The organism is Bacillus sp. PS217 (assembly GCF_037963535.1).
Taxonomy (GTDB): Bacteria; Bacillota; Bacilli; order Bacillales; family Bacillaceae; genus Bacillus; species Bacillus subtilis.
This window is the reverse complement of sequence record NZ_CP150157.1, coordinates 503,112-527,997: the sequence shown is the minus strand read 5'-3', so window position 1 is coordinate 527,997 and position 24,886 is coordinate 503,112. Positions and strand designations below refer to the sequence as shown.

Annotated in this window: 27 protein-coding genes; 5 read left to right on the top strand and 22 right to left on the bottom strand. The window is 46.0% G+C overall.

Annotated elements, in window-relative coordinates; translation table 11 throughout:
- Window positions 1-64: 64 nt before the first annotated feature.
- Both NSQ83_RS02775 and lrpC read right to left on the bottom strand, forming a co-directional pair.
- Window positions 65-2,248 carry a DNA topoisomerase III gene (locus NSQ83_RS02775; RefSeq protein WP_144527494.1) on the bottom strand — a complete coding sequence of 728 codons (2,184 nt, stop codon included), beginning with the start codon at window positions 2,246-2,248 and terminating at the stop codon, window positions 65-67.
- A 64-nt stretch (window positions 2,249-2,312) separates the two neighbouring features.
- Entirely contained in the window at window positions 2,313-2,747 is a 435-nt protein-coding gene (lrpC, locus tag NSQ83_RS02770) for a transcriptional regulator LrpC (RefSeq protein ID WP_003246585.1), read from the bottom strand.
- A 184-nt stretch (window positions 2,748-2,931) separates the two neighbouring features.
- Here lrpC and NSQ83_RS02765 point away from each other — a divergent pair, with 184 nt between their 5' ends.
- A complete protein-coding gene (locus NSQ83_RS02765) occupies window positions 2,932-3,222 on the top strand; it encodes a DUF3817 domain-containing protein (RefSeq protein ID WP_014475846.1) in 291 nt (96 codons plus the stop codon).
- Window positions 3,223-3,266: 44 nt separating this feature from the next.
- Here NSQ83_RS02765 and amj read toward each other — a convergent pair whose 3' ends face one another.
- From amj to NSQ83_RS02740, 5 genes are all read right to left on the bottom strand, one after another.
- A complete protein-coding gene (gene amj / locus NSQ83_RS02760; protein ID WP_015715258.1) occupies window positions 3,267-4,076 on the bottom strand; it encodes a lipid II flippase Amj in 810 nt (269 codons plus the stop codon).
- A gap of 505 nt (window positions 4,077-4,581) precedes the next feature.
- Window positions 4,582-5,004, bottom strand: a complete 423-nt coding sequence (locus NSQ83_RS02755) for a pyridoxamine 5'-phosphate oxidase family protein (protein ID WP_003234396.1) — start codon at window positions 5,002-5,004, stop codon at window positions 4,582-4,584.
- A 77-nt stretch (window positions 5,005-5,081) separates the two neighbouring features.
- A complete protein-coding gene (locus NSQ83_RS02750) occupies window positions 5,082-5,633 on the bottom strand; it encodes a GNAT family protein (RefSeq protein WP_248719459.1) in 552 nt (183 codons plus the stop codon).
- An 87-nt stretch (window positions 5,634-5,720) separates the two neighbouring features.
- On the bottom strand, window positions 5,721-6,224 hold the full coding sequence (gene lyxE / locus NSQ83_RS02745) for a D-lyxose ketol-isomerase (protein ID WP_003234400.1): 504 nt from the start codon (window positions 6,222-6,224) through the stop codon (window positions 5,721-5,723).
- Window positions 6,225-6,239: 15 nt separating this feature from the next.
- A complete protein-coding gene (locus NSQ83_RS02740) occupies window positions 6,240-7,100 on the bottom strand; it encodes an SDR family oxidoreductase (RefSeq protein ID WP_033883707.1) in 861 nt (286 codons plus the stop codon).
- 154 nt (window positions 7,101-7,254) lie between these two features.
- Here NSQ83_RS02740 and NSQ83_RS02735 point away from each other — a divergent pair, with 154 nt between their 5' ends.
- On the top strand, window positions 7,255-7,851 hold the full coding sequence (locus NSQ83_RS02735; RefSeq protein ID WP_198878987.1) for a class I SAM-dependent methyltransferase: 597 nt from the start codon (window positions 7,255-7,257) through the stop codon (window positions 7,849-7,851).
- 19 nt (window positions 7,852-7,870) lie between these two features.
- Here the strand turns inward: NSQ83_RS02735 and NSQ83_RS02730 are convergent, their stop codons facing one another.
- From NSQ83_RS02730 to pbpC, 4 genes are all read right to left on the bottom strand, one after another.
- Window positions 7,871-9,382, bottom strand: a complete 1,512-nt coding sequence (locus NSQ83_RS02730) for a class I adenylate-forming enzyme family protein (protein ID WP_248719458.1) — start codon at window positions 9,380-9,382, stop codon at window positions 7,871-7,873.
- A 211-nt stretch (window positions 9,383-9,593) separates the two neighbouring features.
- Window positions 9,594-11,678, bottom strand: coding sequence for a mannitol operon transcriptional activator MtlR (gene mtlR / locus NSQ83_RS02725; RefSeq protein ID WP_038427383.1), 2,085 nt, complete (start codon window positions 11,676-11,678; stop codon window positions 9,594-9,596).
- A gap of 185 nt (window positions 11,679-11,863) precedes the next feature.
- Entirely contained in the window at window positions 11,864-12,766 is a 903-nt protein-coding gene (locus NSQ83_RS02720) for an aldo/keto reductase family oxidoreductase (protein ID WP_003234411.1), read from the bottom strand.
- Between the two features lie 100 nt (window positions 12,767-12,866).
- On the bottom strand, window positions 12,867-14,873 hold the full coding sequence (pbpC, locus tag NSQ83_RS02715; RefSeq protein WP_032677496.1) for a penicillin-binding protein 3: 2,007 nt from the start codon (window positions 14,871-14,873) through the stop codon (window positions 12,867-12,869).
- A 150-nt stretch (window positions 14,874-15,023) separates the two neighbouring features.
- Here pbpC and NSQ83_RS02710 point away from each other — a divergent pair, with 150 nt between their 5' ends.
- Window positions 15,024-15,311, top strand: coding sequence for an antibiotic biosynthesis monooxygenase (locus NSQ83_RS02710; RefSeq protein WP_003234413.1), 288 nt, complete (start codon window positions 15,024-15,026; stop codon window positions 15,309-15,311).
- A 5-nt stretch (window positions 15,312-15,316) separates the two neighbouring features.
- Here the strand turns inward: NSQ83_RS02710 and NSQ83_RS02705 are convergent, their stop codons facing one another.
- From NSQ83_RS02705 to NSQ83_RS02665, 9 genes are all read right to left on the bottom strand, one after another.
- On the bottom strand, window positions 15,317-15,562 hold the full coding sequence (locus tag NSQ83_RS02705; RefSeq protein WP_003240256.1) for a YczI family protein: 246 nt from the start codon (window positions 15,560-15,562) through the stop codon (window positions 15,317-15,319).
- 172 nt (window positions 15,563-15,734) lie between these two features.
- The gene (gene lipC / locus NSQ83_RS02700; protein WP_029317305.1) at window positions 15,735-16,376 is read right to left on the bottom strand and encodes a spore germination lipase LipC; all 642 of its coding nucleotides are present in this window, start codon (window positions 16,374-16,376) and stop codon (window positions 15,735-15,737) included.
- Window positions 16,377-16,439: 63 nt separating this feature from the next.
- The gene (locus NSQ83_RS02695) at window positions 16,440-17,192 is read right to left on the bottom strand and encodes an IclR family transcriptional regulator (protein ID WP_014478857.1); all 753 of its coding nucleotides are present in this window, start codon (window positions 17,190-17,192) and stop codon (window positions 16,440-16,442) included.
- Window positions 17,193-17,207: 15 nt separating this feature from the next.
- Window positions 17,208-18,215: a 5-oxoprolinase subunit PxpC gene (gene pxpC / locus NSQ83_RS02690; protein WP_106074118.1), complete on the bottom strand. Its 1,008-nt coding sequence runs from the start codon at window positions 18,213-18,215 to the stop codon at window positions 17,208-17,210.
- Window positions 18,216-18,217: 2 nt separating this feature from the next.
- Entirely contained in the window at window positions 18,218-18,940 is a 723-nt protein-coding gene (pxpB, locus tag NSQ83_RS02685; protein WP_029726563.1) for a 5-oxoprolinase subunit B, read from the bottom strand.
- A 44-nt stretch (window positions 18,941-18,984) separates the two neighbouring features.
- Complete coding sequence (locus NSQ83_RS02680) at window positions 18,985-19,758, bottom strand: putative hydro-lyase (RefSeq protein WP_128753679.1); 774 nt, start codon at window positions 19,756-19,758, stop codon at window positions 18,985-18,987.
- Window positions 19,759-19,781: 23 nt separating this feature from the next.
- Window positions 19,782-20,996 carry an NRAMP family divalent metal transporter gene (locus NSQ83_RS02675; protein WP_003234422.1) on the bottom strand — a complete coding sequence of 405 codons (1,215 nt, stop codon included), beginning with the start codon at window positions 20,994-20,996 and terminating at the stop codon, window positions 19,782-19,784.
- A 14-nt stretch (window positions 20,997-21,010) separates the two neighbouring features.
- Window positions 21,011-21,784 carry a 5-oxoprolinase subunit PpxA gene (gene pxpA, locus NSQ83_RS02670; protein ID WP_198878985.1) on the bottom strand — a complete coding sequence of 258 codons (774 nt, stop codon included), beginning with the start codon at window positions 21,782-21,784 and terminating at the stop codon, window positions 21,011-21,013.
- A gap of 205 nt (window positions 21,785-21,989) precedes the next feature.
- Window positions 21,990-22,739, bottom strand: coding sequence for a phosphoglycolate phosphatase (locus tag NSQ83_RS02665; RefSeq protein ID WP_003234424.1), 750 nt, complete (start codon window positions 22,737-22,739; stop codon window positions 21,990-21,992).
- Window positions 22,740-22,871: 132 nt separating this feature from the next.
- Between NSQ83_RS02665 and NSQ83_RS02660 the strand changes: the two genes are divergently transcribed.
- On the top strand, window positions 22,872-23,036 hold the full coding sequence (locus NSQ83_RS02660) for a hypothetical protein (RefSeq protein ID WP_032678934.1): 165 nt from the start codon (window positions 22,872-22,874) through the stop codon (window positions 23,034-23,036).
- Between the two features lie 32 nt (window positions 23,037-23,068).
- Here the strand turns inward: NSQ83_RS02660 and NSQ83_RS02655 are convergent, their stop codons facing one another.
- On the bottom strand, window positions 23,069-23,461 hold the full coding sequence (locus NSQ83_RS02655) for a 3-hydroxyacyl-ACP dehydratase FabZ family protein (protein ID WP_003246580.1): 393 nt from the start codon (window positions 23,459-23,461) through the stop codon (window positions 23,069-23,071).
- A gap of 85 nt (window positions 23,462-23,546) precedes the next feature.
- On the opposite strand from NSQ83_RS02655, the gene NSQ83_RS02650 reads away from it, so the two are divergent.
- A complete protein-coding gene (locus NSQ83_RS02650; protein WP_128441364.1) occupies window positions 23,547-24,155 on the top strand; it encodes a dienelactone hydrolase family protein in 609 nt (202 codons plus the stop codon).
- Window positions 24,156-24,223: 68 nt separating this feature from the next.
- Here NSQ83_RS02650 and lepB read toward each other — a convergent pair whose 3' ends face one another.
- The gene (gene lepB, locus NSQ83_RS02645) at window positions 24,224-24,787 is read right to left on the bottom strand and encodes a signal peptidase I (protein WP_088467527.1); all 564 of its coding nucleotides are present in this window, start codon (window positions 24,785-24,787) and stop codon (window positions 24,224-24,226) included.
- Window positions 24,788-24,886 lie beyond the last annotated feature (99 nt).

Genomic DNA, 24,886 nt, shown 5'->3' with positions numbered 1-24,886 from the left:
AACATTAAGAAAACAGGACCTAAGTCCACTAAAAAAACCTGTGCGATAGGCACAGGTTTTTTTATTATTTATCCAAACCGAGTTTTTTCAGCTGTTCTGCCAGCGCGTTGTTAATCGGCTCATCTTTATTTTGTTTTTTCATATAAGAGGATACGTCCCGTTTGGTAGCACGCGCTTTGTCTTTGTTTTTTCGTTTTTCAAATACAGAGAGCTTTTCACGGTGACCGCACACACACGCAAAGGTTTGGCCCTCGCCTTGGCCGCGAAGCTCCATTCTTTTATGGCAATTTGGGCAGCGTGCGTTTGTTTTTCGGGCAATCGTTTTTCTGCTTCCGCATTCACGATCTTGGCACACGAGCATCGTCCCGCGTTTGCCGTTTACTTTCAGCATCATTTTGCCGCATTCCGGACATGCCGTTCCCGTGATGTTGTCATGTCGGAAGGTTTGGCTGCTGTTTTTGATTTCTTTTACCGTTTGGTGAGCGTAAGCCTTCATATCTTTAATAAAAACAGCCGATTTCAATTTGCCGGCCGCAATCGCAGACAGCTTTTGCTCCCATTCTGCTGTTAAGGCCGGTGATTTCAGATCCTCCGGAACAAGCTGCAGGAGCTGTTTTCCTTTAGATGTGATAAAAATATCTTGGCCTTTTTTCTCGATTAAAAAGCTGTTGAACAGTTTTTCAATAATGTCGGCACGCGTTGCCACCGTGCCGAGGCCGCCTGTTTCTCCAAGCGTTTTGACGAGGCCTTTTTCTTCTCCCTGCATAAACGCGCTTGGGTTTTCCATCGCTGACAGCAAGGTCCCTTCATTAAATCGGGCAGGCGGCTTCGTTTGGCCGCTTGTTTCCGTTAACGTGCGGACGGCAAGTGTGTCGCCTTTTTGAAGCGCAGGAAGTGTCTGATCTCTGTCATCCTCCTGCTCATCATCCTCATCCGCCATATCATAAACGGCTTTCCACCCTTGCGACTGCACGGTTTTGCCTTTCGCCGTAAAGGTTTCTCCGCCGATTTCTGCGATGACCTTTGTTTCCTCATATTCGAATGCAGGCATTAATACAGCCAGGAAACGTTTCGCAATCAGGTCATACAGCTTTCGTTCTTTATCACTCAGACTGCTGAGAACGAGCGGCTCTTCGGTCGGGATAATCGCGTGGTGGTCTGACACCTTCGCGTCATTGACATATCCTTTATGAGATTTAATGCCGCGTTTTTTAATTTGGCTGACATATTGGGCATACGGTTTTACTTCCATGCCTTCCAGACGGTCTTTTAACGTTGGGACGATGTCACTGGATAAAAATCTAGAGTCAGTCCGCGGATATGTGACGAGCTTATGCTGCTCATATAGCTTCTGCAGGACAGAAAGCGTTTCTTTAGCAGAAAAACCGAAGCGCTTGTGGGCGTCACGCTGCAGCTCCGTTAAATCATAAAGCGCAGGCGCAAAGCTTTTTTTCGCTGTTTTTTTCAGCTCAGCTACGACCGCTTGCTTTCCTTGGAGATTTTTTAGCAAACGGCTTGTTACATCTTGATTGAACGTTCTCGTCTGCTTTGATTTCTTATCCTGCCACGTCAGCGTCATGCCGTCGACTGCAGCACGTATGCCGTAATACGGAACGGGCGTAAACGCCTGAATGTCTGCCTCGCGCTTTGCAATCATGGCAAGCGTCGGAGTCTGCACACGCCCGCATGAGAGCTGGGCATTGAATTTTGTGGTAAGTGCACGGGTGGCGTTGATCCCCACAATCCAATCCGCTTCCGCTCTGGCGACGGCAGAATGGTACAGGTTTTCATATTCTTTGCCGCTGCGCAGCTTTTGAAAACCTTCCTTGATCGCTTTATCCGTCACAGATGAAATCCACAGCCGCTTGATTGGTTTTCGGACATTCGCTTTCTCAATGATCCAGCGCGCAACAAGCTCACCTTCCCGGCCTGCGTCAGTCGCGATGACAATCTGATTGACGTCTTTACGGGTAAGCTGGGATTTGACTGCATTGAACTGCTTTCCGGTTTTTTTTATCACCACAAGCTTCAAGGGTTCTGGGATAATCGGCAGATCCTCTAGGCGCCATGATTGAAATTCTTTTCCGTAGCCTTCCGGATCAGCAAGCGTCACCAAATGGCCTAAAGCCCAGGTCACAATATATTGATCACCTTCGAGATAACCGTTTCCTTTTTTATGGCACTGCAGCACCCGGGCTAAATCCCGGCCGACTGAAGGTTTTTCAGCTAATACAACTGTTTTTGACATGCTTGATCACTTCTCTTTCTTTCGCGCTCATCCTGTTATTATAACAGACTTCACGCGGCACTCTCTAACCGCGCCCGTTTTTCGTGTCAATTTCTGAGAAAATGACGTGAGTGACGGTTTGCGCGTATGGCGATGTTTTGTTAATGAAATCTTCTACCGCTTCGAGGCTTTCGGCATTGATTTTCAGCATATAGCAGGCTGCACCCGCAATCCGATAGCAAAATTCAATATTCGGCAATGTTTGAATATAGCTTTTGAACCGCTCGTAATCCGCGTTTTTAACGGTTGCTTCCACAATACAGGAAACGGGAAGCCCCAGTTTTTTCTGGTCGACCTCCAGCGTGTATTGCTTGATGATGCCAAACGATTCAAGCTGTCTTACCCGTTCTGTTACAGATGGAGGCGACAGCTTAATTTTTCTGCCTAATTCCCTCATCGACAAACGGCTGTCCTTCTTCAGCTCCTCAATGATATTCAGATCAATCTGGTCAAGTTTCATTTCAACATCCTTCTTTTTTGATTTTGTACACATTATCTCGGGTATTTTTGTAAATGACAAGTACAGTTCCCTAGAAAAGGCATGTAAAAATGAATGTTTTCCGAACATTTTTTGAAAGCTGTCATATGCCCCTCCGGATTGTTTATAGTATAAAATGAAAACGTGTCCACAAGGAGGGCGATTTATGCTGCACACGCCGATTGGAAGACTTCGCACGATGGGTTTTATTGAAGGAATGTCACTCTTAATCCTGCTGTTCATCGCTATGCCGCTTAAATATTGGGCAGGCCTTCCGCTTGCGGTGACAATTGTCGGTTCGGTTCACGGCGGGTTGTTCATTTTGTATTTGCTTGTCTTGGCTTATGCAACCTTCTCTGTCAAATGGCCGCTGAAATGGTCAGCTGCCGGCTTCATCGCCGCTTTCGTCCCATTCGGAAATTTTTTGTACGACCGCGGATTAAGGAAATATAAATAAGGGAACGCAAAAAAGGCTGGATTTTTATGATCCAGCCTTTTTTATTAAAACCACTTTGTCAGCCACGCGATATAGTAGGCCCCCGGAATAAACATGAGCTGGGCGAGGAGTGTGCCCGCCACCCTTGATGTGACCATTGTGACAGAGGTCCATTTTAAATAGAGATAGCTTCGTTTTCCTTTTGCCACATCATCAGCTAGAACGGATACTTTAGGATCAACAAAAATGGCCAGCAGCATCGTCGCAATTCCGTTGATCAAACCTGAAGCCATGACGGCTGTCGTGCTGCGCTCCGGCGCCAAAAGGCCTGCGTATAAAGCCGAAAGCACACCAATCGTATAAATCGATGTGATCAGCATGTTGATGACAAACAAACGCTTCGGAATCAAGCGCATATGAAATCCTTTTACATATGAAATGGACGGCAGACGTAAATAGGAAAGGGCATTTTTGAATCCTTGTTTCGAGAATCCCTTTCGGAATACTTGAAAAACGGAGCCGCCGCCGCCCGCCAAGTGAATAATCGCCCGTGAAAAAAGAGCGACAAAAGACGGGAGCAGGATAATGCCCAAAATGGTGCCGACTGTCGATCCGAAAATTAAAAAGCGGAACTGCTCCCCTACAATCGCCAGTGCGTTTTTTCCAGCATCATCAATTAAATGCCCAGTAAAGGGCTGCTGCACCATGTTCGACATTCTGGATACGATGACCATGACATTAAACAGAGAAAGCGCGGACGCAATAAATCCAACGCGGGCCCCGGAAAGCCTTGTAGCATAGGCTAAGGTTTCTATCGAGTGAATCAGCAATAAAAAACAAAAAATAAAAAGTACTTGTGTTGTAATGACATGCACGTTATTCTTCCTCCAATTTCATCCTAGAGATAAGACTGGAAAGAAGACAAGGAGGTTTCAGTACGATGTGTTTTTTGCAATAAAAAAACCGTCCGGCGTACGCCGGGCGGTTTGTCTTATTCTTTTCTATACGCAAATAAAGATTATATCATCCGCCAAGTCAGGCGGGTTAGATTCATAAAGCATTGTTCCGAAGAATCATTCTGGAAAGTAAACACCATGGAAATTTCTTGAACACAAGACAACGAAAGCCCTACCTCTCAATCGTCACTGCGGCTCCGAAGCCGCGCCGGTGTGAATTGTAAAACAAAAAAGTCTTTTTTCCATCTCATCGTTAGGGGCGATTTGTTATGAAGGAAAAGAATAAGGGCAGCTGGTTATGCTGCTTGGGAAGCGGTAAGCTTCTCTCTCAAAACAGAAAAAAGAAGTTTACTTTCTTTTTTATTTGCTTATTTTTCTTACTAGCTATTCATAATAACATATCGCCCCTGAAAACACAAATTTTTTATAGTTCGAGTGAGACCGGTGTTTTCTCCCCGGCATTCATTAATCTGATATCCTCCGGTTCAATTTCAAGAATCACCAGATTCGGATCATCCTTGCCGTCAAACCAGCGCTCTAATTTGGAACTCCATATTTTGTCCTTGAGTTCTGCCGAATTGTTGATTTTGGCTTTTCCGGCAACTTCGACATATGCGTCGCCAAAACCTTCACAATCATAGCCTAATAAAATGTGGACATTGGGGTTGTTCTCAATTTCTTCTGCTTTATGAGTTTCCTTGCTTGTCGGTGTGTAAATCGTCAGCCCGTCATGGAAAAAAGTCATGTAGCGGGAATGCGGTTTGCCCTTTTGAACTGTTGCGAGCGAACCTACTTTATGGTGATCTAGAACATCAAGCACTTTTTGTTTAATGTCTTGCTGATTCATCTCGAATCACTCCTTTTTAACGTCTCCGCTGTTACTTTTCCACATCCGGGGAAGATTTAAACAAGAAAGTGTGCTCTTTATTTTTCGCCTTCCCATTCACGCTTTAACAGACTGTAGTAGACGAGGTCGTGATGCCTGCCGTTTACGTATAAGCCATCCCGTGCCCTTCCTTCCTCTAGAAACCCGATCCGCTCCGGAACCGCTCTGCTTTTTTCGTTTCCGACAGCCGCACAGATCGCCACACGATTCAGCTCAAGCTCTTCAAAAGCATACGTAATGAGTTTTCGGCAGGCAGCTGTAATAATGCCTTTCCCTTCAAATTCTTCGGCAATCCAATATCCGATTTCCGCCTTACGATTCACTTGATCAAGGTTATGCAGGCTGATCATGCCGCATAGGCTGCCGTCATAAAGGAGCCCCGCCTCAATGCCGTTCAGGTCGGCATACTGGCGCCGCCAATCTGGAATGATTGTTTCTCGGTACGTGTCAGCGCTACTTGGATTTTCCGCAAAAAACAGCCACTTGCCAAGCCGCTGCTGATTTTGGATAATGAGTTCGGCCAGCCGCTCCGCATCATTCGGCTCCAATAATCGGATGGTGATGTGCTCATTTACCTTGCAGGTGAACATTGCCTCGCCCTCTTTCCTTTTTTACCCATTATAGCGATGATTCCGTTTTTTTCAATACAAAAAAGGATGGGCTGCTAAGCCTCATCCTTATATTCTTGGATCGGTAAAGATATCATGTTTATCCGTGCTCGTCGATGACATTTCCGTCACGACAGCACCTTCTTCCCCGGCCTGGAACCAATGCTTTGTATTCGGGGGAATTGTATATTGCCCGCCCGGTTCTAGCTCAATTTCGTGCCAGACCGTATAGTGTTCTCTGTCTTCCTGAGGAGGGAGAACTTTTGGAAGCGGCGTTTTTTCTCCTTCTACGTAAAGATACACTTTTCCGTAGCGGCAGCGGAAGGTCTCCTGCTTGCCTTCCTGGCCGTCGACCGGCGGATGGCGGTGTTCCGGGCAAGTCTGTCCCGGAAACAGCACCAATTCCTTTGAACAATAACGGTCTGTATTGACGTAGACGAAGAGCTGGAGCCCGACTTTTCTTTCTTTTCCTAAGCCGTAATCCATCAGCTGGATTTGGTCTACTTCCTCGTCCGTTAATACAATCCCTGCTTTTTGATAGTAGCTGTTCACTTCTTCTTTCGTGATGCCCATATGTCTCACTCCCTCTTATGTCGTCACAAAGTTTCCGCCGTTGACATGCAGGGTCTGTCCTGTCATGTAAGAGGACTCATCTGATGCCAGAAGCACATAACAGCCGACGTGCTCAACAGGCTGTCCAGGACGGCCCATCGGCGTATCTTGCCCAAATTGAGCAACTGTTTCTTCAGGGAACGTAGCTGGGATTAGTGGCGTCCAGATTGGACCCGGCGCGACTGCATTTACACGGATGCCGTCTTTAACAAGCGCCTGCGCCATTGTTCTTGTAAAGGCGTTGATCGCCCCTTTTGTCGCTGTATAATCAATCAGTGTCGGGTTCCCTACGTACGGGTTGATGGATGTCGTATTGATGATGGCGCTGCCCGGTTTCAGGTAATCAATTGCTTTTTTAGTCAAATAAAATTGAGAATAAAAGTTTGTTTTGAATGTGCGGTGAAGCTGTTCGCTCGTAATCTCTTTGATGCTTTCCTTCGGATGCTGTTCACCTGCATTGTTGACAAGGATGTCAAGGCCGCCTAGTTCCTTGACCGTTTTTTCAACCGCTTCATTGCAGAATTCCTCTTCACCTACGTCACCAGTAATCAGCAGGCATTTTACGCCTTCTTGTTCAACACGTTTCTTCGTCTCCTCAGCGTCTTCATGCTCATCCTTATACACAATGGCGATGTCTGCGCCTTCCTTTGCATAAGCGACGGAAACCGCGCGTCCGATCCCGCTGTCGCCGCCTGTAATAAGAGCTACTTTTCCTTTTAATTTGTCTGCTCCTTTATAATCCTCGTACTCATACACCGGACTTGGATTCATTTCGCTTTCAATTCCCGGCTGGCGACTTTGAGTTTGTGCCGGCAGTTCTTTTGGATAATTTGCCATGATGATTCTCCTCCTTTGTTTTCATGTCTATTTGTTGTGTACCTCACACACTCTTTGGATAAACATGGCTTGGCACCTTCGCATTGCTTTATCAGAAAAATGTTTCACATGGAACGCTTGGAGGAAATAACTCAAAAAGGGGGTTGGTTGCTGAATGATTAACATGCTTTCTAGAAGATTCAGCAGGCCAAAGGGCGTCATCGGCATGATTGCCGGGTACATCATGGCTGCTGAAAATCAAACACTGAATCAGTGGACAATCAATCAGCTGGGTATCACGCGCGGGGACAGCATTTTAGAAGTCGGGTTTGGCCCGGGATACTGCATGCAGCAGATGCTGAAACGCGAGAAGGATGTTCAGCTTCATGGGATTGATGTGTCAGAGGCCATGCTGAAGCTGGCCGCCCGCAGAGTGAAATCCAAGGGTGTGCGCCTGATACAAGGAAGCATCGAGACATTTCCTCTCCCCGCCTCGTTTTATGATAAAGTGATTTCCGTTAACAACTACACCATTTGGAATGACCAAACAAAAGGCATGAAACAGATTTATCGGGCATTAAAGCCAGGCGGCAAAGCAGCCATTACGATGCAGCCGCGGGAAGCGGATGCCAGTCCTGAGAAAACCAAATCATTTGGAAGACAGATGATTGCTGACTTTAAAGCAGCCGGCTTCGAAGACATTGATATAGAATTTAAGAACATTAAGCCTGAGCTTTCCGTCTGTGCAACTGCAAAGAAGCCCGCCACATAAAGTGGACGGGCTTCTTCTTTTATGAATGTACAGCCTGATTGCGCAGGACGTCTTTTTTCACCTTGCCAAGGTTGTTTTTCGGCAGTTCGTTAACAAATTCAACTTCAGGTATTTTGTAAGCGGACAGGCGTTCTTTACAAAATGCAATGACATCCTCTTCCGTGATGCGCTGGCCGCCATTTTTCACGATAAAAGCTTTCGGTTTTTCACCGTAAAGCGGATCAGGAATACCGACCACAGCCGTTTCAAGGATTCCCGGGATCTGCTGGATAACTTCTTCAACCTGATCAGGATAGACGTTATCGCCTCCGTAAATAATGACATCCTTGTAGCGTCCCGTGATGAAAATAAAGCCATCTTCATCTACATATCCTGAATCTCCGGTTTTAAACCATCCATTTTGCAGCACTTTCGCTGTTGCTTCAGGATTGTCTTCATAGCCTTTAAATAAGAATGGAGTATGAACAACGATTTCGCCGATTTCTCCTTGAGGAAGTTCTTCTCCGGTCAGAGGATCTTCCACTTTGACTTTAACACCTGCCACAGGTTTTCCTGCAGATGCCGCTTTATCCATTCCCATATCAGGCGTCCATGTGCTGATGCCCCAAGCCTCAGTACTTCCATAGCCATGCGCAAGCGGAATGCCAATATCAAGATAGCGGCGGATTAGGCTGCTCGGCACTTTTGTTCCGCCTGTCATTAAAATCACAAGCGAAGATAAGTCAGTTTGGTGCGTTTCCCACGCCTCAAGCAAATACGTGTAAAACACAGGAAGAGCCATCACGGTCTGAATTTTCTCTTCTTCAATGACCTTCAGCATGTGAACAGGATCTTGATCCTCTGTAAACACAAAGGTTGTTTCTGCAAATGTTCCAAGCATGATGCAAATGAGCGCACTCGTATGATAAATCGGATGGCACGCGAGAAAACGAAGGCCCTTCATGCGTGCTATTGAGCTGTTGGATTTTTTAACGTATCTGTATATGCCGCCATGTGTAATCATGCATCTTTTCGGGTTTCCCGTTGTTCCAGATGTAAACATCAGAAGTGCTGTATCATCAGGGGAAACCATTTCCGTCTCTGGCAAATGATCAGGACCTGCAAACAGCGCTTCAAATTCAGCAGATGTTTCGTAAGCTGTTCCTGTTTCCATTGTTACACACAGTGAGGATAATTCAGGAAGAACTTCATCCAGTATCTCTTTAAACTCCGCTCCGTAAAACATCGCTTTCGGTTCACTTGCTTTTAAAATGCCTGTCATTTCATATGGTTTCAGCTGCCAGCTGACAGGTACGACAACAGCACCTATTTCAAGTGCGGCGAACATAACAGTTGATGCGGGATGGCCGTTTTTACAAAGCAATGCAACACGGTCGCCCTTTTGAATTCCTTTTTGAAGCATGGCATTCGCCAGCTGATTAATCCGTTTACGGTAACCTTTATATGTCAGTGTATGGTCTCCGCTTTTTACAGCCTCTATTTCTTCGCTATTCGGCATGTCATGCAGAATCAGATGCTGTAATGTTTCCATATCGTCATCTCCTATATTCTCTTGAATCTTCAATAATTTGTTAGATTTTCTTCCTTACCTCACCCATTTTAACCCAAAAAAGATAACTTGTAAAACTATTTCATTTTGGAATTATTCCAATACTGAATGATAAAATAGTCCCACATTTTCTTATTTTGTTCCCCATCCACAGAAAAACACACGCCAAATTTTTGACGTGTGCCATGCAGGTTTACAGTATGTTTTTTTCTTTCATCCATGTGAAAAATATGCGGTTTAACCGCTGATACAATTCTTGTTCTCCTTCTTCCTGAAACCCCGCCATGCTTTCTCCGCTCTCGATAATTGCCGAGCTGATCGCGCTTAAAATCTCCGAGCCTTCAGCAGATAATGAGCTAGGCGCCATCATGACGAGAATGCGTGTCATCCTGAGGGTATTTCCGTCCATGCCATCCACTTCATAGGAGGTGCTGAGATCAAACATTTTGAAAAAAGGCAGGACGATTTCATCATTTTTGAGATGATAAAGCGCCATGTTTGTTCCGGGGATTCCCAATCCCCCTTGTTTCTCCCGCTCAGCCAGGCAAACCGCGGCTTTTTCCGGATCACGGATCAGGCCATCCTTCTTCAGCTGTTGAAAAAGCTCTAGCAGAAGCATGCTATGGTCCGGGTTTGTTTTGAGTTGAGCTAGCGTAAAATGGCGCAGAACATCTTGGATAACTTCCATATACCGCCCTATGCTTTCCGCCGCCTCTAGCATGTCAGGTACATCAACTTGCTGCGCCTCTTCCTTCGGGCTTCTTTTTTTGTTAAGAATAAGGGGAATCTTCCGCTTGATATACTGCTTGACCTGGTTTGCGTCTTCCTCATTTAATAGCGGGCTGACCATGATGTAATCAATGTTTTCATAAGGAATCGGTACAGTGGACACAATCATATCATAGGCTTGAACATCCTTCCCCTTTAGCTCGATCAGGGATGACATATCAAACGATTCAATTTCCGGCAGCTCTTTTTTCAGTCTGGAGGCAAGCATTTTCGAGGAGCCGATCCCGCTTGAGCAGACGACAAGCGCTTTCACTTTTGCTTCTTCTTTTTTGATTTCAAGAGCCGAGCCAAAGTGAAGAACGATAAAAGCGATTTCATCATCAGAAAAGGACATGCCCGGAAAATACTTTTCGACGCCTTCTTCGATCGCCATATAAAGCAGAAAATAATCGCGCTTGATCTGTTCCTTCATCGGATTGTATATCTCAATATTTTCTTTTATGCGGCTGACGGCCGGCTCCAAATGGGCAATCAAGCCTTCATATAAAGAGTAGTTTTTCGTCAGATCCATTCTGATTTTGTCTGAAATAAAAGCAATGAGCCGCTTTGTTTGCAGGGCTGTTTCCAGCTCAATTTCCTGCGCTTTGTATTCTGTTTTGTATTTTCGATTGGCGCTTCGAAGATGGATTGTAATATAGCCGACCTCCGCCTCTGGAATCGTCACGCCGAAGGCACGTTCAAGCTCGCCCGCGATTTCAAGAGCCGAGCTGTATTCCTTCGCATTCTTCAGTTCCTCAAGCTCATTTTGCTCCATGGTGATGGTTTCCCCAAGCTTAATTCGTTCAATCGCATACGTCAGATGGACGACGAGCGCTATATAGGAGCTGTCGGACAATGAAAAAGCGATTTTTTCTTTGAGCTGAAATAAGATGCGCTCCATTTTTAACAGCTCGCCTTTGCTGACAACCCCGAACATTTTCTCTGAAGAATCGGCTTTTCCTTTGATGTTTAATTCAACCGCTTCCAAAAACATTTGGATGTCAAGACGGTTCACAATCAAGTTGCCGACAATTTTCCGTTTCGCATTCTCCGGCCCTATAAGCTGGATGCCAAAACCTCTTTTGCGGATCAGTGTCAGTCCGAAGGGAGAAATCCACTTCTCGAGCTCATCTAAGTCATAGCTGACCGTGGCATTCGTCACCTGGAGATCATGAGCAAGCGTGTACAGTTTGACGGGCTCCTGAGACTCTAATAACGAACAAAGAATGAGCAGTTTCCGTTCGTCGGCGCTGTATTCATGCTGTTCATATGATAAATCAGTAAGCAGCTTTTGTTTATCCTCGGGACTTCCCACTGCTTTCAACCCTTTACCGGGCTGTTTATCTAACGTAAGCCCCACGGTTTCCATCAGCGGTTTAATTGATTTGAGTTCCCTGTGAATGGTTCTCGTGCTGACTTGCATCAGCTCAGCAAGCTCAGTTACGGTTATATATCTGTTTTGTAATAATAAGTGCTTTAACAGCTTTTGTTCTCTGGCAGTCATATACATAAAAAAGACCTCCTAGCCAATCTTGATGTGCGGATGAAGTCGCAAGGAGATGCAGTAGAGGATATAGAGAGGTTTCCTTTTAATATAAAACGCTTTCAAGAAAGAATCAATCACTTATAAATGGTAATTTGGCACTAAGCGGTGTGACAATATTGAAAAAGCATCAGCTGGTAAGCTGATGCTTTTTATGGAATATCGTAACCCTGTACGGCTGTAAAAATGCGGAACCATTGATCCTGGTCAAGCTTGTATGACAACGCATTTATCGCGGCGGAAATCCGCTCGCGCTTTCCGCTTCCGACAATCGGCATGATGTCGGCCGGATGCGTATACAGCCATGCGTACATCACCTCGTCCAATGAAGCGGCGCCAATCTCTGCTTGAACGGATTCAAGCGCCGTGCGGACACGCCGGTCTTTTTCCGTGTCACCAGTGAAAACTTTGCCGCCTGCCAGAGGCGACCAAGCCATCGGCGGAATCCGTTTTTCCTGGCACAGGTTCAAAGTGCCGTCGAGCATATTTTCTAATTCGTATGCGGAAAGCTCAATCTGGTTGGTTACGAGCTTCTCAGGCAAATATGATTCCAGCATCCGATACTGGTGATCTTTAAAATTTGAAACGCCAAAGTACCTGACCTTGCCAGAGCATTTCAAGGCCTGAAACGCCTCTGCTACCCCCTCCGGATCCATGAGCGGGTCCGGTCTGTGAATCAAAAGCATATCGATATAATCCGTCCTAAGGTTCATAAGCGATTGCTCAACGGATGCCAAAATATGCGATTTGCTTGTGTTATAATGATGCGATCTGTGAGCGGGCCGTTCAGGCGATTCAAGAACGATACCGCATTTTGTGACCAACTCTATGTTTTCTCTTAATCCAGGTGAAAGGGCAAGGGCGTTTCCAAACAACTTTTCGCACGTATAGCCTCCATAAATATCCGCATGATCAAAGGTCGTGATGCCGTGATCGATACACCATTCAATGAGGCTCAGAAGTTCAGCATCTGAATAGTTCCATTCATTCAGCCGCCAAAGCCCGTGTATGACTCTTGAAAATTGAAGATCCTCCGCCAATTGAATACGCTGCATGCAAAATCCCTCTTTTCTTTGTATAAACCGGGTTTTGCCCCTTACTAGTTCATTCGGCCTCAGATCCCCTTTTTCCTTTCGCTCCTTTTAAAAAGACATTTTAATTCGATTGAAATTGCTTTTTCGCTTTCTCAACGACATAGTGGCTGCCGCCGCGGTCCTGCACATTTTGGATCATCATGGCGACAAGCAGGTCTTTGTTTTTGTAATCGTAGCCGACAAACCAGCCATTTTCCGTGCCGTCTTTATCATCTTTTGATGTTTTCAGCTCGGCTGTTCCTGTTTTCCCGGCCACTGTGATTCCTTTCACGACAGGCTGATACGCTGATCCGCGCTCATCTTCCACAACGCCTTTCAGACCTTTTGTAATGTCTGCTGCTCCTTCCTTGGTGACCACTTGCTTGTGCCAAACATCAGCTGTTTGTGAATCTTTTTTGATCAGCGTCGGTTTGACAAGGTCTCCATTGTCAACAAATGGCGTGTAAGCAGTTGCCAAGTGAAGCGGAGACATTTGCATTTGCCCTTGTCCGTAGCCTGTATCCGCAAGCAAAATGTCTGAATCAAGCTTGTCATTTGCAATAGACGATTTCTGGATCGGGAATTCGTACGGAACGTCCTCTGAAAAACCGAATGTCTTCAAGCCTTTTGTGAAGGTGTCCGCTCCCATATCAAGCGCATTCTGGGCAAAATAAATATTGTCTGACGTAATAAGGGCGTTTTCCAAATCGACTTGTTGAAGTCTCTCAGACACACGTGTCACTGAATAGCCGCCCCAGCTCGAATCTTTTTGCCACTCCTTGCCTTTGATTGTTTTCTTCTCATCGGCTTTAAGGGTGCCGTTTTTGATTCCAATAGCAGCCGCAATCGGTTTAATGGTAGAACCTGGCGCGTATGTCTTATTGAATTTCGCTGAAAACGGGTTGTTTTTATCTTTGTTTAGCTTTTTCCATTCCTTATCGCTCCAGCCGAAAATAAATCCGTTTGGATCGTAGGAAGGCGCGCTGACAAGGGCGAGTGTTTCGCCTGTCTTCGGCTGCAGCGCGACTGCCGCCCCGCTGTCATCCTTCAGTTCATCATACAGCTTCGTTTGCGTTTTGATATCAATTGTGAGGTGAAGATCCTCGCCGTCCTTTGCTTTCTTTTCAGCGATGACTTCCCCGGTTTGCGGCACGTAGATTTTCCAGCCAGTTGTGCCTCTTAGCTTGCCTTCATACACATTTTCAAGTCCGGCGATACCGATGTTAGACGTATCGCTGTACGTTCCTTCTTTCTTTTTCTTCAGTTCTTCCGCTGTAATGGCGCGGACATAGCCTGTCAAATGGGCTGTCTTTTCGCCATACGGATAGTAGCGGGAGCTGACATTCGTTCTTGTTACGCCTTGTAATGACGTCGCTTCAGAAACTAATTTCTCCTGGTCAGGCTTGACCTTTTTGAGCGGCACAAACGAATCGTCTTTTACCCAGCCTTGATCCAGCTTTTTCTTGATGTCGTCTTCAGTCAAATCAAGTTTTTTGGCGAGTTCTTTTATAACTTTCTCTTTTTTATCGCCAAGCTCTCCGGGAACAATTCCAATTTCCGGAACATCTGTATTGACAGCTAAACCTTTTCCATTTTTATCGTAAATTTGGCCTCGTTTCGGTTCAATGCTCATAATTTGCACGGTTTTGTCGTCAGCCAGCTGCTTGAAAATAAACGATGGGTCCCAATCTATATTCCATGACTCCTCGTCATCTGTTTTTTCTAATTTCAGCACAGCAGTATTCTTGAAGCTGACTTTGCCGGCATTTGTGTTCATGCTGACTTTATACGGGATATGTTTCATTGTCTTGTTGTCTTGATCGTCCTTATCTACTTCTCCCGCAGTGACTTTCAAATTTTTTACGCCGGCCTGCTCATAGATGGCTTTATACCTGTTGACGAAATCTTTTTTGGAGATTTCTTTTTTGACATCTTTAGTCAGGCTTTGATACATGTCATCGAATTGCTGATCGTTCCACTGTTTCACGAATGCTTCCATGCGATCCTCTGGTGAATCTGTTTTGGAGCATCCGATTAACCCAATCAATCCGACGCATAGAAATACTAGTAGAATACACTTTTTTAACATGACTTTCCCCTGCCTTCCACTTGTTATTTTCTCTTAATTGAATTGGTGCGTGCAAGATTTTTTTGAAAATGAAGGAAAAGTTCACCGATTTTGCAGAAATCTCCTATCGTTTGCTGTAGACTATTTGAAAAGACAGAAAGAAGGGATAGCATGGTCAGAGAGGCAGCAATGCTTCACATTAAAGAAGGCCTTGAACAAGAGTTTGAGGATGCATTCCGGCAAGCGGCGCCGATTATTTCCGGCATGAAGGGCTATATCACGCACTCGTTATCAAAATGCATGGAGGAAACGCATAAATATCTGCTTCTTGTGGAGTGGGAAACACTTGAGGACCATACGGAAGGCTTTCGCGGTTCTTCAGAGTATCAAGAGTGGAAAGCCTTGCTTCATCGGTTCTATACCCCGTTCCCGACGGTCGAGCATTTTCAGGATGTGTAATAGATTTATATAATATGAAGTGTAAAACCGATAAGGGAGACAGACCATACAAAAACGGCGGTATAAATATTAAAAGCGCCTGAGCCGTCATTTTCTTTTTTGCGTTCTTCAAGCCCCTGCATAAACATGACCGCACCAAGAAAGACGAGCATGACCGATTGGATAACAGAGGTGTGTTCCGTATAGTTAAAAGCAATAAGCGCCAGTATAATAATGATAACCGCAAAAGACATTTTAAAAATCCGAAACAAAAGGACCATCCTTCCTTATATACGAAATATTGAACGTTATGGCTATATTTGCCTACGCCCTCCATTATTCTAGCGCACTTTGTTTGTCTGTAGAACAGAAGACAGAGAATTTTAAGTTTCTTTTAATATTTCGATCACACATAAAAAACGCGCCTGTCATGAGGCGCGTTTTCTATGAAACTGATAATTCTTTATAGCCTAGCTTGTGAACGGCTTCAGCCATCGCTTGATAGCCTTTGCTGTTCGGATGGACACCGTCAAAGGACAGATATTCCTGTTCTTTGCCTTTGAAGATGCTATAGGCATCCGCGATTTTGACATGGGGTGCTGATGCAAGTGTTTCTAAATGTGAATTAAACGAAGTGATCCATTTGCCGGCGATATCAATTTCGGGAAACGGATTGTATAAGTTGAACACACGAATGGCGTACGGGGAAGGATTTTCTCCTTTAATCTCGGCGATTTTGGCAATCATCTTTTCAAAATTCTCATGGCAATGGGCGGATACACGGCTGAAAATCGTTTCATCCTTAGAGGTTTGGTAGGCTAAGACCGAATCGATGAGATCGTTTCCGCACCCTGTGATCGTTATCATATCAGCATCTCGAATGCATTTTTGCACATAGGGATATGACAGGAGTCCCAAAATCTCTTCTGTATTCAGGCCTGATCTGGCAAATATGTTTATTGCCGTTCTTGTTTTCAAGTCAGCTTCCATCATGTCCCCAAAACGCTGGACGAAGCCGGGTGAAAACAGCCCGGAGCCTCTCCCTGTCGTCAAGGAATCGCCCAGAGCTGTATATCGAAGCACCATGTTCTTTCCTCCACTCTTGAACGTCGATACGTTAATGTACGCAGCAGAGAAAAGATTGGCTACTTATGTATATCCTATTTTTCTTGAAATCTGTAAAGCGGCGTCCTTCACCTTTTCTGTTAAATAGGGCAGCCTGTCTTCTGTAAATCTCGCTTCAAAGCCTGCAATGCTAATGCCGGCTGCCACCTGGCGCTTATGGTTAAAGATCGGGGCGCCGATCGCAGCCGTATAGTTTTCGAGCTCTGAATAGCTGACAGTATAGCCATTTTGCACAGAGGCATCAATCTCCTGAAGCAGTTTTTCGGGATCGGTAATCGTTCCGGAGCCAATCGAAATGAGCTCGGTTTGTTTGATGTATGCTTCGATTTCTTCACGGGGAAGAAAGGACAGAATGCTTCTGGCGCACGCTCCTGCGTATAGCGGGGAACGCCTGCCGATCGCCGTATACAGCCGCACAGTCTGTGTCCCTTCTATTTTCTCAACGTATATCGCTTCATTGCCGTCTCTCATGATCAACTGCACGGCCTCATCCACTTCCCGGCACAGCTCTTCCATCACCGGTTTCGCTATTTTTCTGATATCCAGCCTGTCAGCGACAAGCTGTCCGAATTCCAAAAACACCAATCCCAGCGAATAAGCGCCGGACGCATCCCGACTGAGGAACCCCATTTCCTCCAAGGAGCTGACCATCCGGTGAACAGAGGTCTTCGGCATTCCCGTCAGCGACACCAGTTCACTTAAGGTTAGGCTTGGTTTATGCAAAAACAAATTAAGCAGCGCCATAGATTTGACTACGGTTTTATTTTTATTCTGCATCATTCATCCCCTTTGCTATGTCAGCCATTCCATCTTCATTCTCGTTTTCAGTTCTTTTATATGCTGTTCCCGTTCTACCGCAAGCGCTTCTGCCTCCTGAAGGGACACAGGTTCAAACTGGACGTGCTCGCCCGGCATGATTTGGGAAACAATCGGCAGATCAGCGGATATGATGTGCGCGATCCTCGGATAGCCGCCAGTCGTCTGCCGGTCTGCAAGCAGGATAATCGGGTTGCCGTCAGGCGGCACCTGAACTGTTCCGAATGAAACCGCTTCCGACACCATCTCAAGCGGGGCCTTCAGTTCGAGCGGTTCTCCTTTGAGCCTGTAGCCCATACGGTCAGACTGCGGCGTGACACGAAATGCTTCTTGATAAAAACGCGTTTTTGATTCTTCTGTGAAAAAGGCAAATTGCTTTCCTTCCAGCACCCGAATGACGGGATTCTTCTTCAATGGCAGAAATCTGCCGCGGCTGACTGACCACTTCGGTGCTGCAAATCCCTGTTTTCCAAGCTGCGAACTTAAGCGGGAAAGGATGGTTTGCGAAAGAGCTGACATCTCTCCAATGTTCAGTTCATCTTCTTTTTGAAGCGCTCTGCCATGAAGTCCGCCGATGCTTCCTCTGACGTATGTGCTTTTACTTTCCATGACGGCAGGCACCTCGATGCCGCCGGCTGCCGCCAAATAAGCACGGCTGCCGAGTTTGCAGGGGCCAAAGCTGACTGTGCTGTTTTCCTTAATGAGCACAGGCTTCCATAAAGGCGCTTCCTCGTCATTAATACGCAGCGTGAAGTCCGCCCCTGTCACAGCAATCAGTGTCTGTTTTGAAAAATGAAACGACGGACCGGGCCCCATCATCGTTATTTCGAGACCTGCTTCATTTTCGCCGTTTCCTATCAACAAATTGGCAATGCGCAGTGAAACCGTGTCCATAGCGCCGCTGGCCAGAACGCCGTATTTTTGGTAACCCGTTCTGCCTATATCCTGAACCGTTGTGAGCAGTCCGGGCTTTAATACTTTCATGCTCAATTGGACTCCTCCTTATAGGCGTGATAGTCTTTTTCTGAGATGCGAACGAATTTCACAGTATCTCCCGCCCGCAGCAATGTCGGTGGGTTTTCCTGCGGCCGGAAAAGAGCCAGCGGCGTTTTGCCGATCAGCTGCCAGCCGCCCGGCGTTGAAATCGGGTAAACGCCTGTCTGCAATCCCGCAATACCGACCGAACCTGCGGGAATCGACGGTCTTGGTGATGATTTTCTCGGAGCTGCAATGCGTTTTGACATCCCGCCTAGAAAAGGAAAACCGGGCGCGAAGCCAAGCATATACACCACATATTCACCGTTTGTATGAATGTCGATTACTTCCTCCGGTGACAGCTGATTGATCTTCGCCACCTCTTCTAAATCCGGACCGAATTCACCGCCATAGCAGACGGGAATTTCTACAATACGGCGGTTGACCTCATAGTCTTCGGCTATTTCTGCTAGCCGCTCTTCGACATCGCGCTTGACACTCTCAAAAGGTGAGCTTATGCCTTGAGGCAAATGCTTGTACACTTCATACATATCATAAAATACGGTTAGACTTGTAAAAGCCGGGATACATTCAATGAATCCCGGAAATGGCTGTTCTTCTATATAAGCGGCCGCGGCATGGACAATGCCGTTGACCTGTTCATTGATTTCTTCTCCGAATCGGATCATCATTGCAGAATCACCGAGCTGTTCGATTTGATATCGTACAGTCATCTTTCTCACCTCTTTTATTTCTCGTTCATCAGGATGACGAGAGGCTACAGCACCGCAAGCGACTCGTCTCGAATATCTGTGATGAGCATATGCCCCGGCGCATGTGTGATGACCATTTCAGGCTTTACATTCATAGCCACGGCTTGCGGGGTCACCCCGCATGCCCAAAAAACAGGAACCTCGCCGTCACGAATGGAAACGGCATCTCCGAAATCGGGTTTCCCGAGATCGCGAATCCCGATTGCTCCCGGATTGCCGATATGGATCGGCCCTCCGTGCACAGCCGGAAAACGCGAGGTCACTTGTGCAGCACGTACAGCCAGCCGTTCAGGAACCGGCCTCATGCTGACAACCATCTGTCCGTGAAACGCCCCCGCCGGAACACAATCGATATTCGTTTTATACATCGAGACGTTTGTCCCCTCATCAATATGCCGGACAGCTATCCCATTATTGATTAGTGCCTGTTCAAAGGAGAAACTGCATCCGATCAGAAAGCCGACAAAATCGTCCTCCCAGTATGGCGTAATATCAGATACTTCTTCCGTTAGGATACCGTGCCTGTAAATACGGTATTTCGGAAAGTCCGTTCTGATATCAGCATCCGGCGCAGCCAGAGACGGCACAGGCGAACCTGCTTCAATCACATCCAGCACGGGGCAGGGCTTTTGATTTCGCTGGCAAAACAGCAGAAAATCAAACGCAAGGTCCTTTTTCAAAACCACAAGATTCGCTTGGGCGTAGCCGCCGGACATGCCTGCGGTCGGCCCGTTTATTTTCCCCTCTCGTATCAGGGCGCGTACATCCTTTGGCGCCATTTTGTTTAATTGCTCCACTTATATCAGCTCCACAATTGAGGAAGTTGTGTACATAACGTGTAGATTCCCATAACTGCCATTACAATCACTACAAGCGCGCCTGTGCTTGTCAGCCAAAGCGGATGCTTATAATCACCGACAATGTTTTTCTTGTAGGCGGCAACAAGCAGCGTTCCGAGCGCAATCGGCAGAATTAAGCCGTTCAGTGAACCGACAAGGACGAGGATCTTCGCAGGCTGGCCGATTGTGACAAAAGCTAACGTAGAAACCACAATAAATCCGATAATAATACCGCGTGAATTCTTTTCAATTTTTGGAGAAAAGGTCTTGAAAAATGAAACAGATGTATAGGCTGCTCCAATAACAGACGTAATCGCCGCAGACCACATGATCAATCCGAAAATTTTATAACCGACATTTCCAGCAGCCAGCTTGAAGACAGAAGCCGCCGGGTTGCTTTCATCGATGTGCAGGCCTTTCGATACAACGCCTAGAACCGCAAGAAAAAGAGCGATACGCATGACAGATGTAATTAAAATGCCGACAACCGAGCTTTTTGTCACCTGCGGAATGGATTCCTTCCCTTTAATTCCGGCATCAAGCAAACGGTGTCCCCCGGCAAATGTAATATAACCGCCGACGGTTCCGCCCACTAGGGTGACAATGGCAAATATGCTGATGTGTTCCGGGACGAATGTATTTGCGACTGCCTGTCCGACCGGAGGAGCTGTCGTCGCCGCAACGTAGACCGTTAAAATAATCATCACGAACCCCGCGATTTGCGTAAAACGGTCCATCGCTTTTCCTGCTTCCTTGATGACAAAAATCAAAATGGCGATAACGGCACTGATTAAAGCGCCTGTTTCAGGTGTAATGCCGAACAGCACCTGAAGTCCCAGCCCGGCCCCTCCGATATTCCCAATATTAAAAGCTAGTCCGCCAAGCACGACGAGAATGGCGATGAAATACCCCAGTCCGGGAAGCACCATATTCGCAATTTCCTGACCTCGTTTTCCAGAAACTGCGATGATGCGCCACACATTGGTTTGGGCGAAAATATCTAAAATAATAGAAATTAAGATGACAAAACCGAAGCTTGCTGCGAGTGTGTTTGTGAATGTTGCGGTTTGGGTGAGGAAACCCGGTCCGATTGCTGATGTCGCCATTAAAAAGGCGGCGCCCATCAGCAATGACCAGCTTCCCGCCTTTTTTCCTGCTGTCTTTTTCTGCTGCTCCATCTATTGTTCCTCCTTTATGTTGACCTCTGTTCTGAAATAGCTGTCACTTCAATTCCAGCCGCTTTGAGCTGTTTTCTGATTTTTTGCGCAAATGTCAGCGCATGGGCTCCATCTCCATGAATGCAGACTGTATCTGCTTTTAATGACACATCATGTCCTTGCTGAGATTTGACCGCCCCTTCTTTCACCATTTTGATGACCTGGGTGACGGCGGCATCATCACTTTCAATGAGTGCGTCCGGCTGGGAGCGCGGTGTCAGCGTGCCGTCCGATTGGTATGTTCTGTCGGCGAACACTTCATTTGCGGTCTGTAGTCCGATCCGTTCTCCCGCTTTTACGAGCTCGCTCTCAGCAAGACCGAAAAGAATCAGGCCGGGATCAACCTTATAGACAGCTTTCGCGATGGCATCCGACAGTTTTTGATCGACTGCCGCCATATTGTATAAAGCGCCATGCGGCTTGACGTGCTGCATGTGAAGTCCCTCTGCTTTTAGAAAGCCAGAGAGCGCGCCAATTTGATAAACGACAAGATCATACGCTTCCTCAGGAGAAATCGCCATATTGCGGCGCCCAAAACCGAGTAAATCCGGCAAGCCCGGATGCGCACCCATTTTCACGCCTTTTTCTGCTGCAAGCGCGACGGTTTTTCGCATAACACTAGGATCTCCTGCATGAAATCCGCATGCGATATTCGCTGATGTCACATACTCTAAAATATCTTGGTCAAGGCCTATCTTGTAGGCTCCGAAGCTTTCTCCTAAATCACAGTTTAAATCAATCTGAAACACAGAATCCCTCCTGCCAAAGCAAACGATATGCTTTATGTCATTTATTGTCCCGAAATTCGGAACGACTATTCCGAATTTTTGAACTTTATTTCATTATAAGTGAATCATATCAGTTTGTGAAATACTTTTGTCAGAAAACCTACCATGGTCCCAGAAGAAAACCTGCCAAACTAAAAAAGAGAGTCCATCTTAGGACTCTCTTTTTTTATAGTACCCAATGGCGAATCGCTTTAGCGACACCATCCTCAATATTTGTATCCGTGATATAATCAGCCGTTTCTTTTACGATGTCTTGCGCATTGCCCATTGCGACGCCAAGACCCGCTTCTTTGATCATCGCAATGTCATTAAGGCTGTCGCCCATCGCCATCACATTCTCCATTGTAAAGCCGAGTTTTTCCGTAACCTTGGCAAGGGCTGCAGCTTTGTTGATGCCAAGCGCGTTGACTTCAATGTTTGTCGGACTTGAATTTGTGATTTCGAGCTCTTTGTTTTTTCTCAGCTCCTCAAGCACTTCGTTTCGGATATCGTCATCCTCAATGTCAAAGCCGAATTTGAGCCATTCATGATCCGTAATGTTTTCCGGAAACTCGCCTCTCCATACTTTATTCACCGTAGAAGCCCAGAAATTAGTGTTGTGCTTATTCCGCAAATCCCACATCATTTGAATATGGTCCGTATGAAGCAGCTTCCGTTCCACCAAATTAAAATTCGAATCCCAAATTTCACTGCCGTTTGCCGTGATTAGAAAGGATGACAGCTTTAGCGATTCCGCCAGCTCCCGGCACGTCATCAGCGTCCGGCCCGTGCTGATCACCACATACACACCTTTATCCTCCGCTTCACGAATGGCTTTGCGGTTTTCATCCGAGATCAGCTGCTCGTCGTTCAGCAGTGTACCATCCATATCAATTGCGATCAGCTTGATATCTACATCTTCTCTTTGAACAGACATATATGTACCTCTCTTTATCTTTTTGTTGTGCTTCTCTCTATTCTAATACATTATACCCAGCGGGACAAAAAAGCGATTTCCTATGTTTGAGGAGAACGGATAAGAGGAAAACAAACGGTGAGGTGATCAAACATGACAGAAAGAAAACAGCAAAACAAACCAAATGAAAACCCCGAGCACAACGACTTAACCGATCCGATTCCTAATGAAGAGCTGAAGGAAAATATGAATGATGAAAAACACAAACGCCAGCAAAGAGATAACTCTCAAAGCGAACGGGATTACGACACAAAATAGAACCCCTCACAAAATGTTGTGAAGGGTTTTTTTCATTTTTCAATATAGATGCCGATTTCAGCTTCAGCAACAGGCTGCTCTCCAACTGATGCCTTGGCATGTCCGAACACAAACCCGCGCCGATTGCGCGTGACTTCAAACGTAAGATCAAGCCGGTCACCAGGCACAGCTTCTCCCAGCTTTTCCGCTTTCTTCACCGAAGACAATAATCCCAAGCTGTTCTCATCTGTAATTCCTGTAAAAGCCGCGGTTTGCGCAAGCGCTTCAATCACAAGTGAAAACGGCATTTCTGTTTGCGTATCAGTGATAAACCAGTCGTTCTCACTAATCAGCTTATAAGCTGCCGCATGTTTGCCGGGCTCGCTGTCCGTCACGCCATCAATAAACAAAAATGGATAGCGGTGAGGCAAAGATAATGAGTTCATTTTATATCTCCTTTTTTTGACCATTATATCTCAGCCTAAAGTGAAACGATAGGATATAATGGAAAAAACACAAAAGGAGGCCGTTATGTCCCCAAAACCGCTTGTCATTCTCGTACACGAAATATACGGTGTAAACAGCCATATGAAAAAGATGGGCCGGCTGATCAAAATGGCTGGATATGATGTGTTGACGCCCAACCTGCTCGGCGAGGATGAAGTCTACACACTGCAAGAAGAAAAAACGGCATACGAACAATTTACAAAACACGAACGGCTGAAAACGGGAGAAACCATCATCCAGAATGTGATCAGGCAAAACGCCGGACGGCACATCTTTGTGATTGGATTCAGCGTGGGGGCTACTATCGCATGGAAATGCAGCAGTATGCCTGAGGTGAGCGGATCGGTTTGTTATTACGGTTCCCGGATACGCGACTCTCTTCATCACGTGCCAGCCTGCCCGGTCCTATTGTTTTTCCCTAATTATGAGCCGTCGTTTGACGTAGCGCTTCTTATCAAAAAACTGCGGGAAAAACAGCATACCCATCTTGAGATTTACCAATTCGATGCGCTTCACGGCTTCGCCAATCCTGATTCTGTTTATTTCAACAGGGCCCTTTTCTTCAAAACGTTCTCTATCATAAAAAACGGGGCGGAAAAACGGCTCCGCCCTGTTTCATCAGAAATTTTTTAAACGCGCACGGTGCTTTATAATCGCGTGTTTTGGTTCCGTACGTTCCATGTTCTTTGTTGCATTGCGTTTTATTTTGCCTGTCTCATCTCACCGAATGGATAAAAGACGAGAGATTCAGTACCGATGATATCGTCCTCAGAAGGCATGCCCATTCCGTTTCTGCTATCCAGTGAATTGAGACGGTTATCTCCCATCACAAAATATTTACCGGAAGGAACCTCAACTTCGAAGTCACCTGTTAAGGTTACACCCGACTCTTTGACCTCCTGTTTATATTCCTTTAAGTATGGTTCTTCCACCTTTTTATCATTTATGTATAGCTGATCATTTTTCATTTTAATGCTGTCACCAGGCAAACCGATTAAACGTTTGACAAATGAGCGGCCGCTCTTTTTGTCATGAATGACTATGATGTCGCCTCTGTGAAACCCGCCAGTCCATTTGACTGCTTTATCAACCAGAATTCTTTCTGAGTCTTTAAGCGTTGGGGCCATTGATGATCCTTCAATAAGAAAAGGCTTGTAAAACACCAATCTGATCGTAAAAATGAGAGCTGTGATCATAATAATACTGAGTACAACGATCGTTTTGATTTTTCTTTTTTTCTTTAACGTGATTGTTTTTGCATTCAACTTCCTTCACCCGATGCTTTCCTAAGAATTCCAAATTATTATACAGCATTTGGATCTGCTTGGTTAGACTTTCGTGGAAATTTTCGTAAGGAAATGGAC